The organism is Bradyrhizobium sp. STM 3843, assembly GCF_000239815.1.
Taxonomy (GTDB): Bacteria; Pseudomonadota; Alphaproteobacteria; order Rhizobiales; family Xanthobacteraceae; genus Bradyrhizobium.
This window is the reverse complement of record NZ_CAFK01000190.1, coordinates 1-22878: the sequence shown is the minus strand read 5'-3', so window position 1 is coordinate 22878 and position 22878 is coordinate 1. Positions and strand designations below refer to the sequence as shown.

The window sequence follows — 22878 nt, the reverse complement described above, 5'->3', positions numbered from 1 at the left end:
GACGCGAACGAAAATTATTCCGCGACCGTGGTCACCACGCTCGACACCGGGCGCTGGCTGACCGTCGGCAGCTTGGCGATCTTGCCGAGGTCTTCGTCATATTGCGGCAGCGACTGCACCGGCGCCTTGGCCCGCATCGCAACGACCTTGTAGCCGCCTGCTTTGAGCCGACGCAAAAGCTCCGGGAGCGCCTCGGCGGTGTGCTTGTGGAAGTCGTGCATCAGGATGATGCCCTTGCCGAGCTTGTCGAGCTTCTTGAAGGTGACATCGATGACCTGTTGGGCGTTGCGGGCCTTGAAGTCGAAGGAATCGAGGTCGCAGGAGAAGATGCCGATGTTGCGGGTGCCGAGATAGGTCACCATCTCCGGCGGATGCTGCAGGGCGGGGAAGCGGAAGAAGGGCGCCGGCGAGACGCCGCCAAGCGCCCATTTGACGGCGCTGATGCCGCGCTCGATCTCGTCCTTGCGCTGGTCCTCCGTCAGCTTCTTGTTGGTCAACGTCGCATGCGACCAGGTGTGGGTGCCGACCGTGTGCCCGGCATTGTACACTTGCTTGAGGATCTCCGGGTAATAGGTCGCGTGCTTGCCGATCGAGAAGAAGATGCCGGTCGTGCACTGATCGGCCAGCGCCTTCAGGACGGCGGGGGTGTTCTCCGGCCAGGGGCCATCGTCGAAGGTCAGCACGACTTCATGATCGCGCAGGAAGTCCAGCTCCTTGAAATGCTCGAAGCCGAAGCCAGGACCGCCGGTGGTGTCGATCTCGACCGTGCGGCCGACGCCGAGCGCCTCCGGGTTCATGCAGGGCGCGCGGGGCGGCTGCTGCTGCGCAACAGCTTGCGTCGCTGCGGGTGCAGGCGCGGGAGCAGCCGCTGCTGGCGCCGGAGCAGCGGCAGTCTTCTGTGCCTGGGCCCACGCGGCTCCAGAGGAGAACATCGACATCGCCAAGAAACCAGCGACGGAACCCGCGACGATCAATCCTGCTGCAACACGCATCTTGTTCCCTCGAATGGTCCGCACCGTCACGGCGCACGCGACGCGCTTCATCCAGTGCCTATCCTGTTGAGGATATTAGCCCAGTCGTTCGACCCGCGGCAAAGGAAACGATCTGCAAAACAGCGCCAAAATTGCGGTCATCCGCAGCAATGTTTCGCAGTGTGGTTTATCGGTCCGGCACAAGCCCGCACGAGCGCCGAATCCCGCGACGATTTTTTCAGCAGCGGCAGAAGGTAACAAAGTGTTGAAGCTGCGGTCCGCGCATCCTGCCTTCGTGTTCCGGTCACGTTTTTGATGGCGGACACCAGGGCAGCTGCAGCAGCGGCATATAGTAGCCATGCCATTCGCAGATCGACTCCGGTCCGGTGCGCTTGGTCGCATATTTCACCGGCTCGGCCTGTCCGATCGCGATGTGGAGCGCGATCAGCGCATAGCCGATCGGCAGCGCAAAGCGATGCGATCCGATCTCGGTGATGCGATCGAGCAGGATGGCGCCGGCCAGGATGATCAGGGGGTCGGTGAAAATGAAGTACTCGGTTTTCAAACCGCGGCGGACGCCGAGCGTGTCGATCCCGATCGCAGCGAGCAGCAGCAGAAGCGCCTGCAGTACCAACAGCCGCTCACCGCGCCGCCATGCCACGATCAGACCCGGAACGATCAGCCAGGTCAGAAATACGGTTGGGCGGGCCGACGAACGCAGCACGAACGTATAACGCGCCAGCACCGATCCCAGGCCTTGCAGCAGCATCAAGAGCGTCGCGCCCGGGCTCGCTGCATGGGCGGCATCTGATGTGCTGGCGTCGGCGAAGGTCAGCATCTTTTCCAGCGGATTGAAGATGGCGATCACGTTTCTGCTGTCGTAGTCGACATCGAGCAGCATGAGCGCCAGCGCCGCGCCTGCGATCACGGCGGCCATCGAGGCGACAGTCTCGGCGGCGCTGATTCGCCAGATCCGGGCGTAGGTGATCATGCAACTCAGAATGAGAAGCATAATGGCGGCCTGATAGTGACCAAAGCCGTTGAACAGGATGGGACGAAGTTGCGCTGCGTCAAGCAGGGCACGATCAAAACCGACGGTGACGAGCGGGAACGCCATCCACACTGCTGCAGCGGCGGCACTCATCGCCACGAAGGCCGCCGCCCAGCCGGAGCCTTGATCCCAGAATGCGACGCTCCGGCTGGCCTCACTGCCGAATGGCAGGATCAGAACGGGCAGGGCGCCGATCAACAGAATGGCCTGCACCTTGTTTTCAAGTCCGATCACGCACAACGCAGCCGCAAGCGCCAGCGCAAACGGACGCAGAGCGCTGGCGCGCCGGCTCATCACGATCAGGATCATCAGCGCAAAGATCACCGGCATCGCCGCGATCAGCTCGCTGCGCAGGATGCGCGAATGCACTGCGACACCGCCGGACAAGGCGAAGGCCAGGGTGGCGAGCAGGGCAACCCGCCAATCGCGGACGATGAGCCGGGTCAGGAACGCGAAGATCGCCACGCAGGCGAGCGCAATCAGAAGTGCGAGCACGCGGCCGGCGCGCACCGCGCCTGTCATCGCTGCATCGAAGGCGGCGACATCGGAGGCCGGCGGAATCGCTGATAACGTCCAGGCCTTGAGCAGACCTGCTGTGTGCAGCAGGCGAAACCAGGATTTAAGGCTGAGAATAGTGAGATAGGCGGGATGATCGAAAAATGCCTGCGGCTTGCCGTCGTTCATGACAAGCGCGTTGTAGATGACCATGAAGTCCATATCCGCATTGCGGAAATAGACGACCCAATATCCAAACAGGACGAACGAAAGCACCAGCCCGGCCAGGATGGCCGCCAAGCCGCCGCGCCAACCGAACATGGTCAGACGGTCAAGCGCGGTTTGGGGGCTCAGGGATTGCGGCGCAGCAGCGCGGGCAGGGGCAGCAAGCTGGGTCATGCGGCGGACTTAGCCCAACCGCCTCGCACCAGGAAGCCAGAACCGGCGTCAGCGCAGCGAAAGGATGAACTCGGTGCCCTCGCCGGTCTCGCCCTGGTTGATGCCCTGGTCGGACACGATCAGCGAGCTGCCGCTCGACAGCGCATCGCCAAGCCATGCCTGAACGTCGGCGGGGATCGTGATCCGGTCCAGCGCCTCGGTCGGGCTGTCCGGCAGGGGTACGGCCTTGGCTTCAATCGGCGCGTCGCCACCCTTCTTATGACTGTGCCGGGCGGTCCGCTCGCCGTCCTCGTTTCGCGCGGTCGCGCGCGCCGAGACCGGAACCGATACCACAGACCAATGCATCACATTGGAATCGGCTTTATCGGCCGTTGCCGTGAACACATGGGTCCCGAGTGGCCGATCAGCCGGTGCAATCGTGACCGCAACTTTGAAGACGGCCGCAAAGTTCTGCCGAACGTAGAGCTTGGAATCCTTGCGGCTAATGAAGATGGCAACCGGACTGTTGCGCTTCAGTTCGGGCTTCGCGAGGGGCGCCTTTTCGCTTTCGGATAATCGGGTCTGATCCTTGTCGGCGGGGGCTGCCGGACCATCCGCGCTCGCCTTGGCAGGCTCAGCCGGCTTGTCCGCAGAGTTGACGTCGGCGGATTTGTCGACATTGGAAGCAGGAACACCAGAAGCCGGCACTGCCGTCACGTCCTGCGGCTTCTCCGGACCCTTGGTCGTTGTCGTCGGCATATCGTCATGTTTGCTCGGCTCGCCATCGGCCGGCTTGCTCTCCGGCCTTGTCCCGGCCTCGGCAGCCGCGCCGGCACCTGGCTTGGTCGGAATGTCCCCCGCCGCGGGGTCGCTTCCGCTTGCGGAGCTCTGGCCGGCGTTGACTGGTGTGACATTCTCGGACACGTCAACGCGCGGTGTCACCTGAACCCGCGGCACGTCGGAGATGGTGGTCGAGCCGGGGGCAACACTGGCGTCCGCGGTATGGGTCTGGCCACGCAGCGGTGCTGCGGGCCCGGCGGAGCCGCTCAATTCATCGTGACCAATCGTCGAGCGCAGGTCGAGATTCGCGTTCACGGTGACGGGAATCAGGGCGGCCCCTTTGTCGGCTTTCGGCGCAGCCGGCGTGGTCGCTTCCGGCAGAGCCGACGCGCTCGGCTGTGGCGCTTTCAAGGACGCGAGCAAGGGATGCGTAAAGTCGGACGGTTCGACCTCAGCCGGCGTGACGAACACGCGGGCCCCGACTCGAGTCCAGCCATACATCTTCACCGCGAAGCTTGGCGGCATGCGGATGCAGCCATGAGAGGCCGGATATCCGGGCAGCACACCCGCGTGAAGCGCGATACCCGACCAGGTGATGCGCTGCATGAACGGCATCGGCGCGCCGCTATAGATATTCGAACGATGAAATTTCTGCTTCTGGATCACGCTGAACACGCCCGTCGGCGTGGAATGACCCTTCATGCCGGTGGAGACCGGCGCCTCGGCGAACAGACCGTTACTGTCGTAGACCTTGACCTGCTGTCTGTTGATCGAGACTGCGACGATCAGAGGCCCTTGCGGCTTGACGGCTTCCTTCTGGGTGACAGCGGATTGCGTCTGATGGTGGCGCGCCTTGGGACGCTGGTGATGAAAGATCTGCCGCTCAGGTCGGTAGAAACTCGGATTCCAGTAGGAATAGCCCTGCGCCGCGGCCTGTGATCCGGCTCCGATCGCAATCGAGCCTGAAAGAATGGCTGCGCAATAAAATCTGCGCCTGACGGCCGAATGAACGCAGAGCATTCCGACAAATCCTCAACAACCAGATGGTGTTAGTGTCGCAGACGGGGTCTGCGTTCACCAGCTTGGGGCTTCTGCCCTCTGCGATTCTCGCCATCAGCGTAGCAAAAAAGCCTCACATCACGTTAAACGGCGGGCGCTCGGGGGGCATCGGGTGCCTTTCTCGCAGGCGTTTGTGGTCCTACATGGGCAGAAGCCTGAAGCTGCCTTGGCTGTGGTAAAAATGGGAGATCGAGATGGCGTTTAAAACTGTCGGCTTGCGTGAACTGAGGCTGAAAAGCTTCACTTTGCTGCTACTTGCCGGCCTGTTCTCACCCGTCTCATCTGCCTCCGCGGCCGACGAACCTGATCTCATCTTCCGGCGCTCCACCGTTTTCAAGCTGCTCAGCCCCAACGACAAGCTTGCAACCTATGGAGTCGACGATCCCGAAGTGGAGGGCGTCGCCTGTCACTTTACCGTTCCGGAAAAGGGCGGATATGCAGGGTGGCTCGGCCTGTCCGAGCAGGTCTCAGACATTTCATTGGCTTGCCGGCAGATCGGCCCAATCAGGTTCAAGCACAAGCTCGAACAGGCGGACGACATGTTCCGGCAGCGGCGCTCGCTGTTCTTTAAGAAGATGCAGATCGTCCGAGGCTGCGACGCCAAGCGCAATACGCTGGTCTATATGGTTTATTCCGACAAGCTGATCGAGGGCTCGCCAAAGAACTCGACATCGACGGTGCCGATCATGCCGTGGGGCAACGCCGATGACGGCGTGATCCAAAAATGTGGCGATTACATCCAATGAGATGCCGTCGAGCGACTCGTCACAGAAGAGATTTAAAACGCCGTTCTAAGTCGCCGCCCTGGAACGGCGAATTTAAGTTCCAGTCAGTCGGTCTACGCACGTCTCGTCTGAATTTCAGATTCAAAGCCGCTCTAGAAACAATGGCTTGCTAGGGACCTTTCGTTTCCGAAATTCGCGCCTGTCATTACTCCGCGCGGGCAACAGATTGGACCTACAACTCGAGAACCGCGCAGCAGCTCTTGGAAGCTCGAGCGCCCGGAATTGTTTCGCGGAGCGGGATCTGACGAAACAATTCCGCCCTGGATGAAACCATTTTCTGCTTGCAACGCAAAATTGCCGAAACCGGCCATGGTTATCACCCTTGCCCGGTACCAGCGCGGACAATAAGAATGTGGCAAATGGCCAGCTCAAATTCCGCTCGGTCAAGGCGGTGTCGACCATGAAAGAACCGGAAGAACAACGGCTCGTCATGCTGTCTCGTCTTGGGCTAGCGGCCCTTGCCCTGTGCTTTGGTCTTCAGCTTGTCTCCGTCGAGGCCCGCCCGACCGCCAGACTTCCGGATCCACGCGGAGACTTCGTTCGGCAATGTGCTCCGCATATGCTCGGCCGCTGGGCCCATCCCGAAGAGGTCTGCTCGTGTCTGCATGATCATGCCGCGGCCGTTGTTGAGGACACGGACATGCGTGAGGCGCTGTTGCGCGGAATCAGCGAGACGGGTGTACCGACCATCGAAACCGACTGGGTGCCGGCCGGGAAGCAGGCGGAAATCGGTCCGACCTTCACGAAGATCGCGAAGCCCGCCCTCCAGTGCATGTTCGATCCCGCGAAATAGCTATCGCGACCGGATCTACCCCTACCTTTATTTCTTGGATCCGAAGCGCGGGACGCATTTCCGCGCACGTTCGACGCCCATCGACGTCATCCTGGCGCCGGAGACCTCCTTGACTTGACCCGCCGGGCAAGTTCCGTCGTCGACCAGGACCCGCTGGCCCAGTCTGAGATCGGCGATGTCTTGCTCACGGCCGGTATATTGCGCCTGCGCGGGCGCGACGACAAAGCCAACCAGCGCCAAACCAACGCACAGGCAGGACAAGGACCGGCTCAGGCGAGCCGTGGACGAGAACGCTACACCCATCACTTGCTCTCGAAGCCTTTTCGCCCGATATTGATCAGCACACCTTCAGGTTGCTGCCCGGCCGCACAGAGATTCCGGTCGGAAACGCAGATGGCTGATGCTGGTGGAGCGGATTTGACCTTCGCTACCTGCCTGAGAACGTTGCGATTGTTGCGCATCAAATGGTCCACCCGGTCGAGAAAAGCATGCGGCACTGTAGGGTGACCTCTGCGATTCTGAAAGCCGGGGCCAAAAACCGTGCCATTGGCGCGAAGTTGTGATTTCATGGTCAGTCGGGACACAGGAATGTTCAATGCAATGATCACCAACGATATTGCGCGGCGCATTGTCGACGCGGTGGATGATGGGTTTGACCGGCAATTGGCCACCACCTGCGACTTCGTCGCAATTCCTTCCACGCGCGGTGCGGAGGGTCCTTGCCAGGACATGATCGGCGATCTTCTGCGCGAGCGTGGCTACGAGGTGGACGACTGGCACATCGACCTCAGTGAGCTGAAGGACTTGCGCGGCTATGGTCCGGTCGAGACCGACGTCTCCAAGGGACGCACCGTGGTCGGGACCTATCGCCCGCCGAGCAGCGTGGGCAAGTCACTGATCCTGCAGGGCCATTGTGATGTGGTGCCGGCTGGTCCGCTCGATATGTGGGAGACGCCGCCCTTCTCGCCCGTGATCAAGGACGGCAAGATGTACGGGCGTGGCGCCTGTGACATGAAGTCCGGCACCATCGGCGCACTCTACGCCTTGGATGCGATCAGCGCCGCTGGGCTAAAGCCCACGGGGCGAATCCATTTCCAGTCCGTCATCGAGGAGGAAAGCACGGGCGTCGGCGCGCTATCCACCTTGCAGCGTGGCTATCGGGCCGATGCCTGCTTCATCCCTGAGCCGACCGATTGCAAAATGGTGCGATCCCAGGTCGGCGTGATCTGGTTTCGGCTGAAGGTCCGCGGCTTCCCGGTGCACGTCTTCGAGGCTGGATCCGGCGCCAACGCGATTACGGCGGCCTACCACCTGATCCAGGCGCTCGAGCAGCTCGAGTCTGAATGGAACGAGCGCGCCCGAAGCGATCGATACTTCAAGACGCTCCAGCACCCGATCAACTTCAATCCGGGGATCATCAAGGGAGGCGATTGGGCCTCGAGTGTCCCGGCCTGGTGCGATGTCGATTGTCGCATCGCGATCCTTCCGGGCTGGTCGGTGTCCGAGTGCCAGAAGGAGATTCTGTCCTGCGTCGCGGCGGCTGCCCGTCACCACCGTTTCCTGTCGAACAATCCGCCGATCGTGGAATGGTCGGGCTTCCTGTCCGAAGGCTATGAGCTCACGAACGCGGCAGAACCGGAGGCCGCCTTCGACCGTGCCTACAATGCCGTCTTCGGCGGCGCTGTCGAAGATCTCGTCTTCACTGCCCTGACCGACACGCGGTTTTATGGACTGAACTACGACATCCCGAGCCTTTGCTTCGGCGCGAGCGGTGCTGCAATGCACGGCTTCAACGAATATGTCGATCTGGATTCGCTGCGCAAATCGACAAAGGCGACCGCGCTCTTTATCGCTGAATGGTGCGGTGTGGAAACGGCGGCCTAGAACGGTCGACCATTGCTGGCAATGACCTCGCAGGTCGTTGTCGCGATGACGCTGCGGGGCCAATCTCCCGAACATCCTTGGCAACAACCGAAGGAGGGGACGGTATGACGCCGCTTGATAAGATCAATGCGCTCAAAATGCCGTTTGCCGAGCTGAAGGGGGTGACTTTCACGGAAGCCACGCTCGACCGCGTGGTCGCCAGCATGACCGTGCGTCCGGACCTTTGCACCCTGAACCACACGCTGCACGGCGGCGCGATCATGGCGCTCGCCGATTCGGTGGGCGCCGCAGCAACCGTGATCAATCTGCCCGAGGACGCAAAGGGCACGACCACCGTCGAGAGCAAGACCAATTTCATCGGTGGTGCAAAGGAGGGAAGCACCGTCGTCGCGACCGCGACCCCGATTCATCGCGGCCGCCGCACGCAGGTATGGCAGACCCGGGTCGAAACTGACGACGGCAAGCTGGTTGCGGTCGTCACGCAGACCCAGCTTGTGCTCTGAGCGCTGAAATCATTCTTTAACCAAGCATTTGTCGCATGGGCTTCATGTTTTCTCAGGAGAGCCGCGGGCTTGAATTTAATGTTGCGATGCACAATATAGCGTCTGTCTAGGGATCGACGCCTCCTCGAGGGCTGCTGCCAAGAGGAGATTTTGCTGTGCCACAGGTAGATGTTTTCCGTCCGCGGCCGGGGTTCGGCTATGTGCGGACGCTCAGCCAGCACGAAGAACTGCCGCTGTTGCGCGACCATCTGTTGCGACTTGATTCGGAAAGCCGTCACGATCGATTCAACGGTTTCCTGGATGACGGTTTCATCGAACGTTATGCCGCCAAATGCGCTGCCGACGGCACTGTGATCGTTGCGTACATGGAAAACGGGATCGTACGCGGTGCGGCCGAACTGCATCCGCCGGAACAGTCCGATGACGGCTTGCCGGAGGTTGCGTTCAGCGTCGAGACGTGCGTGCGTCGGCGCGGCGTCGGCAGCCTGTTGTTTGAGAGGGTGATTTCGGAAGCGCGTTGGAAGGGCTACCGCAAGCTGCGGGTCACGACCGGTGCGCAGAACCACGCGATGCGTGCCCTTGCTGCGAAATTCGGAGCGCATCTGGTCTTCAGCCACGGCGAATCAACCGGCACGATCGATCTCATGCAGCAGCCGCAGGACGAGTTGGCCAAGATCGTGATCGACACCCCGATCGCCGCGGCGCGCGCGATCTTCAACCTGAACCGCGCTTGCTGGAAGCTGGTGAGCCGCATGTACGCGACCAAGCGCGCCGCCTGATCCACACGGCAAATGTCGCGCATACAAAACGCGAGGGCGATCATCGCCTTCGCGTTTTTGTCGAGGAAGGTCTTTCTACCTGAAACGAAGCCTATGATTTGCGCACGGCACGAGCGCCGACGGGCTTCAGGTTCCGGTGCGCTTGTCGATGTTGAAGCGCCTGACGGTGCGGCGTTCGACCACCACGGCGCGCTGCTGCGTACCTTGATCTGCGGTGATGACGCGGGTCGCGGTGCGGGCCGCGACGCGGCTTGCCTTCTTCACTTCCGGCAGAACTTGCTCGAGCGGAAGACCCATCAGCGCCGACGCGATCTCGGCCTGGGCCTGCACATCGTCAGTGATGCCCGCCGCAGCGAAAATCGCCTCCTCGAGGGTCGGCGGATCACGCCGGACGCGCCGGGGGCCATACTTGGTATTCCAGTCTTCGCTCATTGGGGCCTCATGAATGATCCGGGATACCTAGAAGGCTGAATGTTGCATTGCAATATGAAATCGGTGCGACAGGCCTGTTATGCATTCACCATGTTGCGACCTTGCACCTCGGCGTCCTGCATGTGGGTGTGCTGCGGCCATCGCCGCAAGGCGGCGCGGCCAGATTCCGTCAGTGCGTAAACACCGCGCTCGGTGCGATCGAACCAGCCGTAGACATTCCGCAACAAGATTTTGGCTGCGTCCGGAATCTCTGGGCGGAGATCGCGCACCCGCTTCGGGCCCGTCGCCAGGGCCGAGGCACAGGCAAGCGCCTGCTGACGATAGGCCGTCATGATCGGGGCCCGCGTCGAGCCGCCGAGCGCCGGATCGCCCTTGCGGCGCTGATGCTCCGAGACAAGTCGCGAGCGCTTCTTTGGATTGCGACGCGGGGCAGTGGTGGCCGGAGCGACGAGCACCTCGACATCGCCGCCAGTCGTCACACCGAGCATGCCGAAACCGAGCCGTCGACAGAGGTTGCGGTAGCGGGCATCGCCTTCACGGCCCTTGCCGCGGGCGGACAGATTGGCTGCAATCCACGTCTCGTCGCTGGCGCCCGCACGGTCGACGGCTTGCAGCAAGAGTTCGAGATTGAAGGCCTGTTTCAGCTCGCAGATGATCACGATCGGAGGATCATTGCCCTTCAGTGCGACCACGTCGCAGCCGCCGATCTCGCCCTTGACCGAGAAGCCGAGCGTCTCGAGGAAGCGTTTCACTGGCATGTAGAGCGCGGTTTCCAAGGCCGGTCCCGGGCAAGCGACTCAGGTCGCGCGACTCTAGCCGCATGTATCCACCCAGGGCAGCCCAAAAGTGCAGCCAAAGTCTTGGTGCCGCCAACGAATATCTGGGCTCGCAGACGGCGTGCCGTTCGAAGCCGAGTTCCGCTTTGCGAGGCTGCCGCGAAATGAAGCGAACTTCGGAAGGGTAGGAGAGCACGAGCAGATTGTTGCTCCTCGTGCGCCTTGGATTGAGCGCTGATGACGGACGCGCGGATGAAAGTGATCAGAACTTCAAGTCCGCCGCGCTAGACGCGCCCCGCGACTGGAATCAACGCGCCGGTGACGCCGCTTGCAGCGTCGCTCGCCAGGAACAGGATGACTTCGGCGACCTCCTGCGGCGTCACCCATTTTTCAAATTCGGCTTTTGGCATGGCTTCGCGGTTGGCAGGCGTATCGATCGTCGAGGGGAGCACGGCGTTGACCGTGATCTTGCCTTTCCACTCAGCCGCGAGCGCCTCTGTCAGTCGATGCACGCCGGACTTGGAAGCGGCATAGGGGCCCATACCGGCGCCTGCCTGCAGCGCGCCGATGGCGCCGATATTGACGATTCGGCCCGTCTTCGACCGGGCAAGATGAGGGATCGCGGCACGCGATGCATGAATTGCCGTCAACACATTGAGCGCGTGCATTTTCTGCCACGCGGTATCGTCGCCATCGGCGACCGGCTCGAAGGTGAAGGCGCCTGCGATATTGATCAATGCGTCGAGCGATCCGAAATGGGCGGCAACAGCGTCAATCGCCGTCTTGGCCTGCGCCGCATCGGACAGGTCGACGCCGCCCAGTTCAATCCGGTCGTCGCTCGCAGGAATTTCGGCCTGGGCGTGATCGATGCCTGCGACGCGGGCGCCGCGGGCGAGGGCGAGTTCCGCAACGCTCCTGCCCAGCGCGCCGAGCGCTCCCGTGATGACGACCACCGTACCGTTCATCGCACCTTAATCCCAATTCACATGCCCATCGGCGCCAAGGGCCTAATATCGCCAAGCCCGACGGGACTTGCAATGGCCGCCACTTCGCGGCACGAACATGCAACCAAAGATGGCTAGGGGGAACGCAGATGACGGATACGCCAAACTGCAATCCGCACCTTGAACTGGTTAAGTTCAACTATCCTCTCAAGCATCTCTCCGAAAGCCTCAAGCGGTGGCGAAAAACGCGGATCGTTGCGATCGGATCGTCGACGACGGCGGGCGAAGGCGATGTGATCCCGTATCCGGCACGCCTCGAACTTGCGCTGCGCAAGCGCTTTCCGGATCGCATGATCGACGTCGTCAACCGCGGGATCGGCGGGCAGGAAGCACCGGAGGAAGCCGCGCGCTTCGAGGCTGACGTGATCGAGGAGGGGCCGGCGCTGGTGATCTGGCAGGTCGGCACCAACGCGATCTATCACCGGTCTCTCTACGATCCGCATAGAGTGGCCGCGACCATCGCCACCGGATTGAGCTGGCTGGCCAGCCTCGAGATCGAGGCCGATGTGATCCTGATGGATCTCCAATACGCACCGGAGCTGCTGAAGGACAAAGAGGCTGACACGCGCCTCATGGTGTCGTTGATTGCCGAAGCCGCAGTTGCGGCCAAGGCCAATCTGTTTCCGCGCTTCAGGCTGATGGAGCAGTGGGTCAAGGATGGCATTGACCCCGGGAAGCTCATCGCCGGGGATGGTCTGCACCAAACAGAGTATTCGACTGCGTGCGTCACGGCGGCGCTCGATGCGGCTATTGGCGCAGCGGTCAGCGGCGTCCCTGGCGCGGTCGCGTAGCCAGAAAGTTTAAGCGCCCGATCGTTAAAATTGACCGGACATTTGTAATCGGATCGCGACGGAGCCCAGATTACGGTTGGTCCCTGCAGTCGAGGGGTGTTGGAGCCTTATAATGATGAGACATCTGCCGGACCATGGTTTGCCGCTGGTGCAACTCAAGGAGCAGCGGCGCGATCTCGTGGTCGCCCTGCAAAATCGCACCGGTCCGGTCAGCGGCTGGGAATTGATGCAGATCGCGGCCGTTCAGCAGGCCATTTCGGCGTTCGAGGAAGTGATTGCCGATCTGGATGCGATGGAGGCTGCGGAATCGGTGGAATCGGACGAAGCCGCCTGATCTGAAGACAAGCCAACGCGCAGCTTCTAGCGGGTAAACCGTGCCGCAGGCGATCCCTAGGCGGATTCCAGGTATCGCCCTTCGAGCGCGTTGCGCTCCGCTGCACCAAGGCCGATGCCTTCCCGAAGATAGGCATCAAGACCGCCATAGTCTGCCTGGATCGCATCGAATGCCGCGGCCAGGAATGACGCGTCAACGGTGCCGATGGCCTGCCGCACATCGTCCGGCAGGTCGGTGCCGGCCGTCGGATCGCGCCGGTAATACCGGTTGGTGAGCAGATAATCGTCCAGGATCACGTTATCAGCCACGCCAAGCGCATGCAGCACCAGGGCGCAGGCAAGACCGGTGCGGTCCTTGCCGGCAGTGCAGTGGATCACCATCGGTGCGTGATCGTCTAGAAGGTGCGCAAACAACGTCCGGAAGCTCTGCGTGTTATGGCGCACGTAGTTGCGATAGGATTCCCGCATGATCTCGAGGGCGGCCTCGGCGCTCAGCCGTCCCGCAGCGAGCTCGGTCCGGAGCGCCGCCACCACGGTGGGTTCGATCGGCAGCGAGTGGACTGAGATTTCAGCGATGCCACATGGGGCCGCGATGCGCTCCTCGCGTCCACGGAAGTCAAATGCCGCGCGCAGGCCAAGCGCGCGAACGATCGCGATGTCGGCATTCGTCAGCTGCCCGAGATGATTGGAGCGGAAGAGATGCCGCCAGCGCACGCGGCGCCCGTGCCCGGTTGGATAGCCGCCGAGATCGCGAAAATTACTCGCGCCCTGGAGATTGAAATGGCGGGCCGGGATATTTGCCATGGCCGCAATCTACGCCATCGCCAGTCCGTGTGAAACGTTGCTGCGCGCGATCTCGTCCTGCGGTCCCGGTATCGTCGATAATCCAAGGTGAGACGTGATGCTCGCATTCTCCAAGACCGCCTGCGAGCGGATACACAGTATCTTCCTCAAACAAAAAGGGCCGGAACGATCTCGTTCCGACCCTTCAGCACCTGCGGCAACGACTGCTCGCTTTCCCATGACTTGATGGCATTAGTGGTCCCAGCTGGGCTGTGATTTGGACTTGGCTTCCTGGATCGCCTCGTCATGATACCAGCTGCCGCTACAGATCGACGGCTGCACCGCCTGGCTGACCGGCGCAGACGATTGCGTTTCGCCGTAGCGCTGGCCGCCGAGGGCCGCACGGCCACCTCGCGGGAATTGATAGATCCTGGCGGATCCCTCGATCGGGGAGTCTGTGTTCATTCTCGATCTCCTTTCCATCGGAACACAACCTCATGGTGCGCCCGACTCGTTCTCTTGTGGTTACCAAGCTCGATATCGGCGATGCCTCGCGAAATGCAATCTGATGAAAAGAAGATCAGTCTGTGCGCAATTTGGAGGCAATTTTGGCTTTGCCTTCCATGAGGCAGCAGGCAGCTGATTAACGCTTGAGCCGGACTGAAGGTTGCTGGCGGGCGATCTCCTCTTTCCGATTATTTCGGAAAGCTGCCGCCGCGCTGATCTCGGCCTGTGTGGCGGTGCGGAAAATGCCACAGAATCAAGCGGGATTCGGTCACAAAACCTTCGCGGCGCAGCGTGCGTCGCCTGCCTATGTGCGCTGGTTTGCCGCACGCTTTCCTTGCGGTATCCACAGCGCGAGGCAGGGCAATCGCCCCCGTTTGCCTGCGGCGCGACGTCGCGGGGTTGGCACGCTCCATGCTTAAGAGTGCGCTGGCCGATCGTGGCCGGGTAAGCGGGGTGCGCTCGATTTTTGCGCTCCCACCTTTCGATTAGACAGAGAGGCTCAATGACGAAATACAAGCTCGAGTACATCTGGCTCGACGGATACAAGCCGGTGCCCAATTTGCGCGGCAAGACTCAGATCAAGGAATTTTCCTCCTTTCCGACCCTGGAACAGCTGCCTCTTTGGGGCTTTGACGGCTCGTCGACGATGCAGGCCGAAGGCCATAGCTCCGACTGCGTGCTGAAGCCGGTTGCGGTTTTCCCGGACGCTGCCCGCACCAACGGCGTGCTGGTGATGTGCGAAGTGATGATGCCGGACGGCAAGACCCCGCATCCGTCGAACTCGCGCGCGACTATCCTCGACGATCCCGACGCGTGGTTCGGCTTCGAGCAGGAGTACTTCTTCTATAAGGACGGCCGTCCGCTCGGCTTCCCGGAGTATGGCTATCCGGCTCCGCAGGGTCCGTACTACACCGGCGTCGGCTACAAATTCGTCGGCGACATCGCCCGCAAGATGGTCGAAGAGCATCTCGACCTCTGCCTCGCGGCCGGAATCAACCACGAAGGCATCAATGCCGAAGTGGCGAAGGGCCAGTGGGAATTCCAGATCTTCGGCAAGGGCTCGCGTACCGCGGCGGACCAGATGTGGATCGCCCGCTATCTGATGCTGCGCCTGGCTGAGAAGTACGGCGTGGATATCGAGTTCCACTGCAAGCCGCTCGGCGACACCGACTGGAACGGCTCGGGCATGCACTGCAACTTCTCGACCAAGCACATGCGCGAAGTCGGCGGCAAGGAGTACTTCGAGAAGCTGATGGATGCGTTCAAGGAGGCCCGTGCCGACCACATCGCGGTGTACGGTCCGGACAACCACATGCGCCTGACCGGCAAGCATGAGACCGCCTCGATCGACACTTTCAGCTGGGGTGTTGCTGACCGCGGCGCCTCGATCCGCGTGCCGCACTCCTTCGTCAACAATGGCTACAAGGGTTATCTGGAAGACCGCCGCCCGAATTCGCAGGGCGACCCCTACCAGATCGCGTCCCAGGTCCTGAAGACGATCTCCACGGTTCCGACCGGCGCCAAAGCGGCGGCGTAAGGTCGTAACGTCACGACCCCCGGGGCAGGGGGTTCTCCGCGATGATCCGTCAGAGCTCGAACGCTCTGGCGGATCATTCGCTTTGGAGGCGCTTTCCCTCGCTTTGCCGACCGTGCTAACCAGGAGAATGCGATGTCCAGCCGGCAAGGGGACACGGCTGTGTTGAGGGGATTCTATACGAGCAGGTTCCAGCTCGGGCCGACACCCGGCCGCGGCGTGATGTATGCGCGGGACGGCAAGATGCTCGGCGGCAGTTCGGCCTTCGCCCATATCGGCCTTTTTGAAGAGAGCCACGACGAGGTGGCGATCGTCATCAGGACGAGCCGGCATAATCCCGACCCGACCTTTCCAGCGATGGCGGGCACCGACGAGGCAACATTGCGAGCCCGCGGCTGGCCGGACGGCAGCCTTTACCGTTTCGCCGGCGAACTCGATGAGCTGCCGGGCGTGCCGTTTAAATCGACCTTGACCCCGGTCGAGGACCAGCCATTTGCGACCGACGCCATGCCGAGCGAGGCGGGCATCGTCAACGGCCTCTATTCCATTCACATTCGGCTGCTCGACGGGGTCGATGGCGGTCTGTCGGGAGTCATGCTGCTGCTCGACGGGCGTATTCTGGGTGGCGACAATTACTTCTATTACCTCGGCAGCTATACGTCCGGACACGGCCGTTGGAAGGGGCAGATCCTCAACCAGGAGCATTCGCCGGCCCGCGGTGTTGACCTGATCTTCGGAGGCCATGAGGTCGGGATCGGCTTTTCCGGGACCTGCGATGAGGCGGGAGCGCAGCTGGAGGCGACGGCACTGGCCGGCAAACGGAGCTTGCGTCTGAGGGCCGCACTGAGGCTGCTGCAGCGGGCGTGAGGCTGGAAGCCGTCCCCGCACCTGCGCGTCGAGAGTGCTACGATCGCGCTTGAATTTGCCGGCGTGCCGCCGCACCTTCGCGCCATGAGAAAGCTCTTTCCTGTCCTCGGCTTTGCGGTTCTGGCGTTCACGTCCACGCCATCCGGCGTGCATGCGCAATCGGCCGATCTCGTGCTGTGCGATCGCATCGCAGCCGATCCATCCGATCCCGACAAACCGGCCGACGTCAAAGGCGTGACCGAGATCGCACCCGCGGATGTTCCGACCGCGATCAGGTTCTGCAAACAGGCCTCGAACGGTTCGCGGCGCGCGCTGTTCGAGCTTGGCCGCGCCTACGCGGCCGGCAAGCAGATGAGGGAAGCGATCGTGGCATGGCGCAAGGCCGCCGATAAAGGCGCGACCTCCGCGATGGTGGAGCTCGGCGTGCTCTACGCGACGGGCGCAGGCGTAGCCAGGGACGAGGCGCAGGCGCGCAAGTTGTTCGAACGCGCGGCGGAGGCTGGCAACCCGCGCGGGGTCAGCAACCTCGCGGCGCTCGGCGGCGCCAGCACGTCCGCGGCCGATCCGGCCCATGCGCGCGATCTGCTTGCGAAGGCCGCCGAGACCAATGCCGAAGCACAGTATCAGCTCGGTTTGATGCTGGCGGACGGCAAGGGCGGTCCGCAGGATGAGGCGGCCGCGCGAGCGATGTTCGAGAAGGCGGCGGCACAAAATCATCCTGGCGCGCTGGAGCGGATGGGGGCCTTCGCGGAGGAGGGACGCGGCGGCGCGAAGGACCGTGATCTCGCCAAGACCTACTACCAGCGCGCGGCTGATCTTGGCGACGAGGATGCCAAGAAGGCGCTCAAGCGGCTGGAATGCCCGTACGTTCTGAAGGACAAGCGGGGCAATCTCGTCAGCAATCTGTGCTTCTAGAGGGGCTCTCATGGTCGTGAGCGCAGCCTTTGTGCGACTTTGATCAAGCGCAAAGGGCGCCCTTGGCTGTGCGCTAGATGCTCTTCTGTGGCATGGTCGCACCCGCGATGCTGCGCGGCGTGCAAGAAATGGGGAAGTCGGATGAAATGGCGTGGATGGGTTGGTGGCCTGGTGGTTGCCTGCGGTGTGGTCCCGTTGGCTCTCGGGCAATCCGGGCTCGACACGCCCGCCAACGCGCCGCGGCTGAGCGACATGATGACTCGCATTCAGGTTCGCCATGCCAAGCTGTGGTTTGCGGGCCAGGCGCAGAACTGGCCGCTCGCCGCGTACGAGCTGAGCCAGCTCAAGACGGCGCTTGCGGAAGCGGCCGTGCTCTATACCGGAATCCCCGTCAGTAACGTCACGACCATGATGACGCCTATTCAGGCGATTTCCGATTCGATCGATGCGAAGGATAACAAGCGCTTTGCCAAGGCGGTCGGCGATCTCACCGATGGCTGCAACGCCTGCCACGGCTCCATGGAGCGCAGCTTTGTCATGATCCGCGTTCCCACGGAAAACCCGTTTTCCAATCAGGTTTTCCGGCAGTCCGGCAAGCGGTAAGGGCGGAGGCGCAGAGAAAGCGCCTTCCAACCGTGGGCGGCATGGATTAAGAGCGGCGCCAACGCGTCCACGCTTTGAGCCCTTATGATCCGCCTCGATAACGTCAGCAAGCAAGTCGGCCACCAGATCCTCTTCATCGAAGCCTCCGCCGCCCTGCAAAGGGGCGAAAAAATCGGCCTTGTCGGCCCGAACGGCGCCGGCAAGACCACCCTGTTCCGCATGATCGCGGGCCAGGAGCAGCCCGACGAGGGCCAGGTCGCGGTCGATCGCGGCATCTCCATCGGTTATTTCAGCCAGGACGTCGGTGAGATGTCCGGCCGCAGTGCTGTGGCCGAAGTGATGGACGGCGCGGGTCCCGTGTCGGCGGTTGCGAGCGAGCTGAAGCAGCTCGAGGCGGCGATGGCCGATCCCGACCAGGCAGACCAGATGGACGAGATCATCGCCCGCTATGGCGAGGTGCTGGCGCGGTTCGAGGAGCTCGACGGCTATGCGCTGGAGAGCCGCGCGCGGGAGGCGCTGGCCGGCCTCGGTTTTTCCGAGGAGATGATGGACAAGGATGTCGGCGCCTTGTCCGGCGGCTGGAAGATGCGGGTGGCGCTGGCGCGCATCCTCTTGATGCGTCCAGACGTGATGCTGTTGGACGAGCCGAGCAACCATCTCGATCTGGAGAGCCTGATCTGGCTGGAGCAATTCCTCAAAGGCTACGAGGGCGCGCTCTTGATGACCTCGCATGATCGCGAGTTCATCAACCGCATCATCGGAAAGGTGGTCGAGATCGACGCCGGCCAGCTCACGACCTATTCCGGAAATTATGAATTCTATGAGCAGCAGCGGGCGCTGAACGAGAAGCAGCAGCAGGCGCAGTATGAGCGTCAGCAGGCCATGCTCGCCAAGGAGATCAAGTTCATCGAGCGCTTCAAGGCGCGGGCGTCGCATGCCGCCCAGGTGCAGAGCCGGGTCAAGAAACTCGACAAGATCGAGCGGGTCGAGCCGCCAAAGCGCCGCCAGACGGTGGCGTTCGAATTCCAGCCGGCGCCGCGTTCTGGCGAGGACGTCGTCGCGCTCAAGAACGTCCACAAGAGCTATGGCAGCCGCCGGATCTATGACGGCCTTGACTTCATGATCCGCCGCAGGGAGCGCTGGTGCGTCATGGGCATCAACGGCGCCGGCAAGTCGACGCTGCTGAAGCTCGTCGCTGGCGCGGCCGAGCCGGACAATGGCGCGGTGACGGTCGGCGGCAGCGTCAAGATGGGCTATTTCGCCCAGCATGCGATGGACCTGCTCGATGGCGACCGCACGGTGTTCCAGTCGTTGGAAGATTCCTTCCCGCAAGCCGGGCAGGGCTCGCTGCGCGCGCTGGCCGGCTGCTTCGGCTTCTCCGGCGACGATGTCGAGAAGAAATGCCGGGTGCTGTCGGGCGGCGAGAAGGCGCGGCTGGTGATGGCCAAGATGCTCTACGACCCGCCGAACTTCCTGGTCCTGGACGAGCCGACCAACCATTTGGACATGGCGACCAAGGAGATGCTGATCACGGCTCTTGGGGATTTCGAAGGCACGATGCTGTTCGTCTCGCACGACCGGCATTTTCTCGCGGCGCTGTCGAACCGCGTGCTCGAGCTGACGCCGGACGGCATCCACCAATATGGCGGCGGCTACACCGAATATGTCACGCGCAGCGGACACGAGGCCCCCGGCTTGCGCAGCTGACCAGCGCGCCTCTTTCTCTTTCCCTCTCCATTCAACCCGTTTCGATGGTCCCCGCCGCGATTGGTAGGGACCATCTTTGTGTCATAGGCGACCTTAGCCGCCGGCTTCGCACTTCTTCATGAAGGAGGTCTTGGCGGCGCCGGCGAGCTTCTTGCCGTCGGAGCCGACCGCCTTGGTTTCGCACGCGTCGGCCATGCACTTCTTCATGAAAGAGGTCTTGGCAGCACCGGCGAGTGGCTTGCCATCCTTGCCGACCGCCTTGGTCTCGCAGGTATCCTGAGCGAAAGCGGACCCGGCCGCGAAGGTGGCAAGCGCAGCAACCAGAAACAGTTTTCTCATGGGCATGTCTCCCTTGGGACTAATAACGCGTGGATCGGACCCCCAAATCTTGGCGCGATCAAGCTCAGTTGTGCTTCTGTCACCCGAAATATCGTGTCGTTGCTCCATCACGGTCCTCTGCGCGTTCGTCGCTGCGTCGCAAAGCTGAAGCGCAGGACCAGCGCTATATCCGGCCGAGAATGTCCAGCGTCGCCTGATCTTTCTCGCCCTCATAGTATTTGTCGAGCGCTTGCGCGAAGAGCGGTTGATCCGAGACCGCATCGAACAGCGTCATCGACGAGCGGAATTTCATGTCGTCCGGAGAGCCCAGAATAGTGTGAATGCTCTTGCCGCTCACCTCGACGACGAGTCGGGTGCACTCGACCAGACGCGGTCCGAGAACGGGGTGGGCGAGATAGGCCTCGGCTTCCGCACGCGAGCCGATCGCATAGCGCTGGGCCATGGCGGAGAAGCCGAGACCTGCCAGCTGCGGGAAGATGAACCACATCCAGTGGCTTTGCTTGTGGCCGGCGGCAAGCTCTGCGACCACTTGTGAATAAAGCGGGTCTTGTGCCGCCACAAAGCGGTCCAGGTCAAATGCGAGCATGCTCAGGTCCGGCTCCAAGCCTTTGGGTTAAAAGGAGTTTCCAGGGTGATCGCGGTGAAGACGGAGCTGATCGGCCGCTGACCCCTGTCCATCACTTCGGCAAGTTTCCGTGGTTTGGGGTGGTCTTGGTCTAGATTATGCCGCACTCTTGTCCTTCCTATGTCAAAACGGGTCGAATCTCCCATGGGGTCGGTTGCCTGGTAGGGTGGACCGATGGGAGTACACTGGGGTCGCGATGGCTTCCGACGAAGCAGGTGTAGACGTGCTGCTGACGCGTGATCGGTTCGGGCGTTCCGAAGTGGTCGCGCTGTTGCTGGCTGCGCTCGCCATCTCCGCAGGGGCCGCCGCCTGGATCGGCGCCGATGCCGACCAGGCGCCGCTTGCGGCGGCTGCAATCCCGACTGCCGCTCCGATCTCGTTCGAATCGCGTTTCGCGCCCGCGGCTGCGTCCGCCACCGCCTATTCGGAAAAAGACGCCATCCGGGCGCTCGACCGTTTCGCCTCGCGCGGCATCGATACCCAGCTGCTCGATGCGCGCGCCGCGCTGGTGAAAGGAATGGGATCGCGCGATCCCATGTCGGGCGATGCCGCTAGCAACGACTGGCGGCCGACCCTGACCGAAGGGACCACGGTCGCGATGCCGGCGCCCGGCGTGCCGCTGCCACGGCCGCGACCGGCCGCTGCCAACCTGCCGACGCTGCTGGCGTCGGCCAATCCTGGCGACGTCGGCGGGCGCGTGGACGACCGCTCCTTCCTGCAGAAGCTGTCCGACCTCCTGCCGAGCCCGTCCAAGCTCGCCTCGCTGACGCCGGACAGCGGTATTCGCGCCGGTGTTGACCTCGCAGCCCTCGGCTATGACCGGCAGACCGCGGTCTACGACATCACGGCAAAGATGGTCTATCTGCCCTCGGGCATCGGCCTCGAGGCGCATTCCGGTATGGGCGGTCTGCGCGACGACCCTGATCACGTCAACCAGCGCATGGTGGGCGCCACCCCGCCGGCGACTTACGACCTCAAGCCGCGCGAAAAGCTGTTTCACGGCGTCCGCGCCTTGCGCATGACGGCAGTCGAGGGCTCGACACTCGGGCGCGTCGGCCTGCTCACCCACAGTTACATGCTCGGTCCCGACGGCGACTCCAACGGCTGTGTGTCGATCAGGAACTATGAGCGCTTCCTGAAGGCCTATGATGACGGTGAGTTCAGCCGTCTCATAGTCGTGACCAGGCTCGACGGCGCCACCCTCACCAAGACCGCCTTGAAGTCGGAGTAGCAACGCTTTGCTGCGCCTCTGCGCGACCGCGGCGCTCGTTTCCGGCGCCCATCCTGGAGCATGCCGATGAACGATCCGGCAAGCTCGGAAACGCGGTTGCGCACCACCTTCAACATCAAGGTCAATGGAAGATCGACCGCGATCTCGACGGTGGGGCAGGCTCATCAGTTCCTCACGAGCGTCAGCGCGGTCGAGTGGATGGAGTTCAAGTCCTTGCATGACCAGGCCATGACCGCGCTGCAGGCGGCGGCCGATAACGCGATCATGACCGTGCAGGCTACCAACGCGGTGCGCACGCTGTTTGTCCAGGCCAAGCTCCTGTGACGGGGGATTTGGGTCAGGACGTGCCTGAGACGCAGTGTCTCGTTTGACCTGCCGGCGCTTCTTGCTCCCGCCGTCGCCCGGCTTGACCGGATGATCCCGTAGTCCAGCGCACCAGTGATCCACCGAGGAGTCGCGGCGTACTGGATGCTCCGCGTGCGCGGCACATGAGAGCCGACGGTGGCGCTGCTTGTTTCGCATACAAACACAGTCTCGCGTTCTCGCGACGCTGACGCGTCCGAGTGACTCATGATCGGGACCCTCTAAGAGCGAGGGCGCAGGGAAGGCCGGGTGAAGACCTCACCCATGGCCCGCCTGCAGAAAAATAAGCAGGCGGCAGTCACCACAGGTTCGGCCGATTCAACCCGGCCCTCCCTGCGCGAATGGTTTTAACGGCTGCTTCGTACTCTCCCCGGTGCGCCGGGCTTTCTGGTCACCGTATTGCGCATGATGCTTATCGCATCAGCGCGACATCAGCGTCGGGATGCCAGGACCATACGACTTGACCGTCCGTGCAAGCGCCAGTCGTCCACTGGCTCCCTCACGTCCATCGCAGCCCACCTCCACGTATCGTGACGACGCGTACGTCCCTCTGCATGAGGCGGGATCTCGATAGACAACCACGATTTCCG

General features: G+C 62.4%; 26 protein-coding genes. 14 read left to right on the top strand and 12 right to left on the bottom strand.

What is annotated here, in order from left to right; translation table 11 throughout:
• Window positions 1-14: 14 nt before the first annotated feature.
• The 3 genes from BRAS3843_RS19840 to BRAS3843_RS19830 form a co-directional block, all read right to left on the bottom strand.
• Entirely contained in the window at window positions 15-992 is a 978-nt protein-coding gene (locus BRAS3843_RS19840) for a polysaccharide deacetylase family protein (RefSeq protein WP_008970793.1), read from the bottom strand.
• Between the two features lie 283 nt (window positions 993-1275).
• Window positions 1276-2916 (bottom strand): hypothetical protein, encoded by a 1641-nt coding sequence (locus tag BRAS3843_RS19835; RefSeq protein ID WP_008970792.1) that lies wholly within the window; start codon window positions 2914-2916, stop codon window positions 1276-1278.
• Window positions 2917-2964: 48 nt separating this feature from the next.
• Complete coding sequence (locus BRAS3843_RS19830; protein WP_008970791.1) at window positions 2965-4695, bottom strand: L,D-transpeptidase; 1731 nt, start codon at window positions 4693-4695, stop codon at window positions 2965-2967.
• 233 nt (window positions 4696-4928) lie between these two features.
• Between BRAS3843_RS19830 and BRAS3843_RS19825 the strand changes: the two genes are divergently transcribed.
• Window positions 4929-5480, top strand: coding sequence for a CreA family protein (locus BRAS3843_RS19825; protein WP_008970789.1), 552 nt, complete (start codon window positions 4929-4931; stop codon window positions 5478-5480).
• A 469-nt stretch (window positions 5481-5949) separates the two neighbouring features.
• Window positions 5950-6312, top strand: a complete 363-nt coding sequence (locus BRAS3843_RS19820) for a hypothetical protein (RefSeq protein WP_139024925.1) — start codon at window positions 5950-5952, stop codon at window positions 6310-6312.
• A gap of 27 nt (window positions 6313-6339) precedes the next feature.
• Here the strand turns inward: BRAS3843_RS19820 and BRAS3843_RS42220 are convergent, their stop codons facing one another.
• Window positions 6340-6615: a DUF6719 family protein gene (locus BRAS3843_RS42220; protein WP_008970787.1), complete on the bottom strand. Its 276-nt coding sequence runs from the start codon at window positions 6613-6615 to the stop codon at window positions 6340-6342.
• Window positions 6615-6920 carry a hypothetical protein gene (locus tag BRAS3843_RS40840; RefSeq protein WP_139024923.1) on the bottom strand — a complete coding sequence of 102 codons (306 nt, stop codon included), beginning with the start codon at window positions 6918-6920 and terminating at the stop codon, window positions 6615-6617. The genes BRAS3843_RS42220 and BRAS3843_RS40840 overlap by 1 nt, the downstream gene beginning before the upstream one ends.
• Here BRAS3843_RS40840 and BRAS3843_RS19805 point away from each other — a divergent pair.
• From BRAS3843_RS19805 to BRAS3843_RS19795, 3 genes are all read left to right on the top strand, one after another.
• On the top strand, window positions 6913-8196 hold the full coding sequence (locus tag BRAS3843_RS19805; RefSeq protein WP_008970785.1) for an ArgE/DapE family deacylase: 1284 nt from the start codon (window positions 6913-6915) through the stop codon (window positions 8194-8196). The genes BRAS3843_RS40840 and BRAS3843_RS19805 overlap by 8 nt on opposite strands.
• 104 nt (window positions 8197-8300) lie before the next feature.
• Window positions 8301-8699 (top strand): PaaI family thioesterase, encoded by a 399-nt coding sequence (locus BRAS3843_RS19800; protein ID WP_008970784.1) that lies wholly within the window; start codon window positions 8301-8303, stop codon window positions 8697-8699.
• 155 nt (window positions 8700-8854) lie between these two features.
• Complete coding sequence (locus tag BRAS3843_RS19795) at window positions 8855-9478, top strand: GNAT family N-acetyltransferase (RefSeq protein ID WP_008970783.1); 624 nt, start codon at window positions 8855-8857, stop codon at window positions 9476-9478.
• Between the two features lie 126 nt (window positions 9479-9604).
• Here the strand turns inward: BRAS3843_RS19795 and BRAS3843_RS19790 are convergent, their stop codons facing one another.
• The 3 genes from BRAS3843_RS19790 to BRAS3843_RS19780 all read right to left on the bottom strand — a co-directional run bounded on the left by BRAS3843_RS19790 (window position 9605) and on the right by BRAS3843_RS19780 (window position 11651).
• Window positions 9605-9910, bottom strand: coding sequence for a hypothetical protein (locus BRAS3843_RS19790; RefSeq protein ID WP_008970782.1), 306 nt, complete (start codon window positions 9908-9910; stop codon window positions 9605-9607).
• 77 nt (window positions 9911-9987) lie between these two features.
• A complete protein-coding gene (locus tag BRAS3843_RS19785; RefSeq protein WP_008970781.1) occupies window positions 9988-10686 on the bottom strand; it encodes a DUF2161 family putative PD-(D/E)XK-type phosphodiesterase in 699 nt (232 codons plus the stop codon).
• Between the two features lie 284 nt (window positions 10687-10970).
• On the bottom strand, window positions 10971-11651 hold the full coding sequence (locus tag BRAS3843_RS19780) for an SDR family oxidoreductase (protein ID WP_008970780.1): 681 nt from the start codon (window positions 11649-11651) through the stop codon (window positions 10971-10973).
• Between the two features lie 128 nt (window positions 11652-11779).
• On the opposite strand from BRAS3843_RS19780, the gene BRAS3843_RS19775 reads away from it, so the two are divergent.
• On the top strand, window positions 11780-12481 hold the full coding sequence (locus tag BRAS3843_RS19775) for an SGNH/GDSL hydrolase family protein (protein ID WP_008970779.1): 702 nt from the start codon (window positions 11780-11782) through the stop codon (window positions 12479-12481).
• 112 nt (window positions 12482-12593) lie between these two features.
• Window positions 12594-12815, top strand: a complete 222-nt coding sequence (locus BRAS3843_RS19770) for a hypothetical protein (protein ID WP_008970778.1) — start codon at window positions 12594-12596, stop codon at window positions 12813-12815.
• 56 nt (window positions 12816-12871) lie between these two features.
• Here BRAS3843_RS19770 and BRAS3843_RS19765 read toward each other — a convergent pair whose 3' ends face one another.
• Window positions 12872-13618, bottom strand: a complete 747-nt coding sequence (locus BRAS3843_RS19765; protein WP_008970777.1) for a tyrosine-protein phosphatase — start codon at window positions 13616-13618, stop codon at window positions 12872-12874.
• A gap of 231 nt (window positions 13619-13849) precedes the next feature.
• On the bottom strand, window positions 13850-14062 hold the full coding sequence (locus BRAS3843_RS19760; RefSeq protein ID WP_008970776.1) for a DUF2735 domain-containing protein: 213 nt from the start codon (window positions 14060-14062) through the stop codon (window positions 13850-13852).
• 544 nt (window positions 14063-14606) lie between these two features.
• Here BRAS3843_RS19760 and BRAS3843_RS19755 point away from each other — a divergent pair.
• The 5 genes from BRAS3843_RS19755 (at window position 14607) to BRAS3843_RS19735 (ending at window position 19730) form a co-directional block, all read left to right on the top strand.
• Entirely contained in the window at window positions 14607-15641 is a 1035-nt protein-coding gene (locus BRAS3843_RS19755; RefSeq protein ID WP_008970775.1) for a glutamine synthetase beta-grasp domain-containing protein, read from the top strand.
• Window positions 15642-15800: 159 nt separating this feature from the next.
• Window positions 15801-16505: a hypothetical protein gene (locus tag BRAS3843_RS19750; RefSeq protein WP_035982253.1), complete on the top strand. Its 705-nt coding sequence runs from the start codon at window positions 15801-15803 to the stop codon at window positions 16503-16505.
• Window positions 16506-16589: 84 nt separating this feature from the next.
• On the top strand, window positions 16590-17420 hold the full coding sequence (locus BRAS3843_RS19745; RefSeq protein WP_008970773.1) for a tetratricopeptide repeat protein: 831 nt from the start codon (window positions 16590-16592) through the stop codon (window positions 17418-17420).
• Window positions 17421-17561: 141 nt separating this feature from the next.
• Complete coding sequence (locus tag BRAS3843_RS19740) at window positions 17562-18023, top strand: hypothetical protein (RefSeq protein WP_008970772.1); 462 nt, start codon at window positions 17562-17564, stop codon at window positions 18021-18023.
• Between the two features lie 84 nt (window positions 18024-18107).
• Window positions 18108-19730, top strand: a complete 1623-nt coding sequence (locus tag BRAS3843_RS19735; protein WP_008970771.1) for an ABC-F family ATP-binding cassette domain-containing protein — start codon at window positions 18108-18110, stop codon at window positions 19728-19730.
• A gap of 93 nt (window positions 19731-19823) precedes the next feature.
• Here BRAS3843_RS19735 and BRAS3843_RS19730 read toward each other — a convergent pair whose 3' ends face one another.
• On the bottom strand, window positions 19824-20069 hold the full coding sequence (locus BRAS3843_RS19730; RefSeq protein ID WP_008970770.1) for a hypothetical protein: 246 nt from the start codon (window positions 20067-20069) through the stop codon (window positions 19824-19826).
• Between the two features lie 163 nt (window positions 20070-20232).
• Window positions 20233-20655, bottom strand: a complete 423-nt coding sequence (locus BRAS3843_RS19725; RefSeq protein ID WP_008970769.1) for a DUF1810 domain-containing protein — start codon at window positions 20653-20655, stop codon at window positions 20233-20235.
• Between the two features lie 235 nt (window positions 20656-20890).
• Between BRAS3843_RS19725 and BRAS3843_RS19720 the strand changes: the two genes are divergently transcribed.
• Together BRAS3843_RS19720 and BRAS3843_RS19715 are read left to right on the top strand one after the other, a co-directional pair.
• Window positions 20891-21925 (top strand): DUF2778 domain-containing protein, encoded by a 1035-nt coding sequence (locus tag BRAS3843_RS19720; RefSeq protein ID WP_008970768.1) that lies wholly within the window; start codon window positions 20891-20893, stop codon window positions 21923-21925.
• Between the two features lie 66 nt (window positions 21926-21991).
• Window positions 21992-22249: a hypothetical protein gene (locus BRAS3843_RS19715; RefSeq protein ID WP_008970767.1), complete on the top strand. Its 258-nt coding sequence runs from the start codon at window positions 21992-21994 to the stop codon at window positions 22247-22249.
• Window positions 22250-22878 lie beyond the last annotated feature (629 nt).

What these genes read in the sequence shown, in the direction of transcription:
- BRAS3843_RS19725 (WP_008970769.1), bottom strand. Translation starts at nt 20,655, where the DNA reads ATGCTCGCATTTGACCTGGACCGCTTTGTGGCGGCACAAGACCCGCTT.
- BRAS3843_RS42220 (WP_008970787.1), bottom strand. Translation starts at nt 6,615, where the DNA reads ATGGGTGTAGCGTTCTCGTCCACGGCTCGCCTGAGCCGGTCCTTGTCC.
- BRAS3843_RS19790 (WP_008970782.1), bottom strand. Translation starts at nt 9,910, where the DNA reads ATGAGCGAAGACTGGAATACCAAGTATGGCCCCCGGCGCGTCCGGCGT.
- BRAS3843_RS19770 (WP_008970778.1), top strand. Translation starts at nt 12,594, where the DNA reads ATGATGAGACATCTGCCGGACCATGGTTTGCCGCTGGTGCAACTCAAG.
- BRAS3843_RS19760 (WP_008970776.1), bottom strand. Translation starts at nt 14,062, where the DNA reads ATGAACACAGACTCCCCGATCGAGGGATCCGCCAGGATCTATCAATTC.
- BRAS3843_RS19820 (WP_139024925.1), top strand. Translation starts at nt 5,950, where the DNA reads ATGCTGTCTCGTCTTGGGCTAGCGGCCCTTGCCCTGTGCTTTGGTCTT.
- BRAS3843_RS19830 (WP_008970791.1), bottom strand. Translation starts at nt 4,695, where the DNA reads ATGCTCTGCGTTCATTCGGCCGTCAGGCGCAGATTTTATTGCGCAGCC.
- BRAS3843_RS19740 (WP_008970772.1), top strand. Translation starts at nt 17,562, where the DNA reads ATGAAATGGCGTGGATGGGTTGGTGGCCTGGTGGTTGCCTGCGGTGTG.
- BRAS3843_RS19720 (WP_008970768.1), top strand. Translation starts at nt 20,891, where the DNA reads ATGGCTTCCGACGAAGCAGGTGTAGACGTGCTGCTGACGCGTGATCGG.
- BRAS3843_RS19775 (WP_008970779.1), top strand. Translation starts at nt 11,780, where the DNA reads ATGACGGATACGCCAAACTGCAATCCGCACCTTGAACTGGTTAAGTTC.
- BRAS3843_RS19765 (WP_008970777.1), bottom strand. Translation starts at nt 13,618, where the DNA reads ATGGCAAATATCCCGGCCCGCCATTTCAATCTCCAGGGCGCGAGTAAT.
- BRAS3843_RS19755 (WP_008970775.1), top strand. Translation starts at nt 14,607, where the DNA reads ATGACGAAATACAAGCTCGAGTACATCTGGCTCGACGGATACAAGCCG.
- BRAS3843_RS19730 (WP_008970770.1), bottom strand. Translation starts at nt 20,069, where the DNA reads ATGAGAAAACTGTTTCTGGTTGCTGCGCTTGCCACCTTCGCGGCCGGG.
- BRAS3843_RS19840 (WP_008970793.1), bottom strand. Translation starts at nt 992, where the DNA reads ATGCGTGTTGCAGCAGGATTGATCGTCGCGGGTTCCGTCGCTGGTTTC.
- BRAS3843_RS19735 (WP_008970771.1), top strand. Translation starts at nt 18,108, where the DNA reads ATGATCCGCCTCGATAACGTCAGCAAGCAAGTCGGCCACCAGATCCTC.
- BRAS3843_RS19715 (WP_008970767.1), top strand. Translation starts at nt 21,992, where the DNA reads ATGAACGATCCGGCAAGCTCGGAAACGCGGTTGCGCACCACCTTCAAC.
- BRAS3843_RS19745 (WP_008970773.1), top strand. Translation starts at nt 16,590, where the DNA reads ATGAGAAAGCTCTTTCCTGTCCTCGGCTTTGCGGTTCTGGCGTTCACG.
- BRAS3843_RS19835 (WP_008970792.1), bottom strand. Translation starts at nt 2,916, where the DNA reads ATGACCCAGCTTGCTGCCCCTGCCCGCGCTGCTGCGCCGCAATCCCTG.
- BRAS3843_RS19805 (WP_008970785.1), top strand. Translation starts at nt 6,913, where the DNA reads ATGATCACCAACGATATTGCGCGGCGCATTGTCGACGCGGTGGATGAT.
- BRAS3843_RS19825 (WP_008970789.1), top strand. Translation starts at nt 4,929, where the DNA reads ATGGCGTTTAAAACTGTCGGCTTGCGTGAACTGAGGCTGAAAAGCTTC.
- BRAS3843_RS19780 (WP_008970780.1), bottom strand. Translation starts at nt 11,651, where the DNA reads ATGAACGGTACGGTGGTCGTCATCACGGGAGCGCTCGGCGCGCTGGGC.
- BRAS3843_RS19800 (WP_008970784.1), top strand. Translation starts at nt 8,301, where the DNA reads ATGACGCCGCTTGATAAGATCAATGCGCTCAAAATGCCGTTTGCCGAG.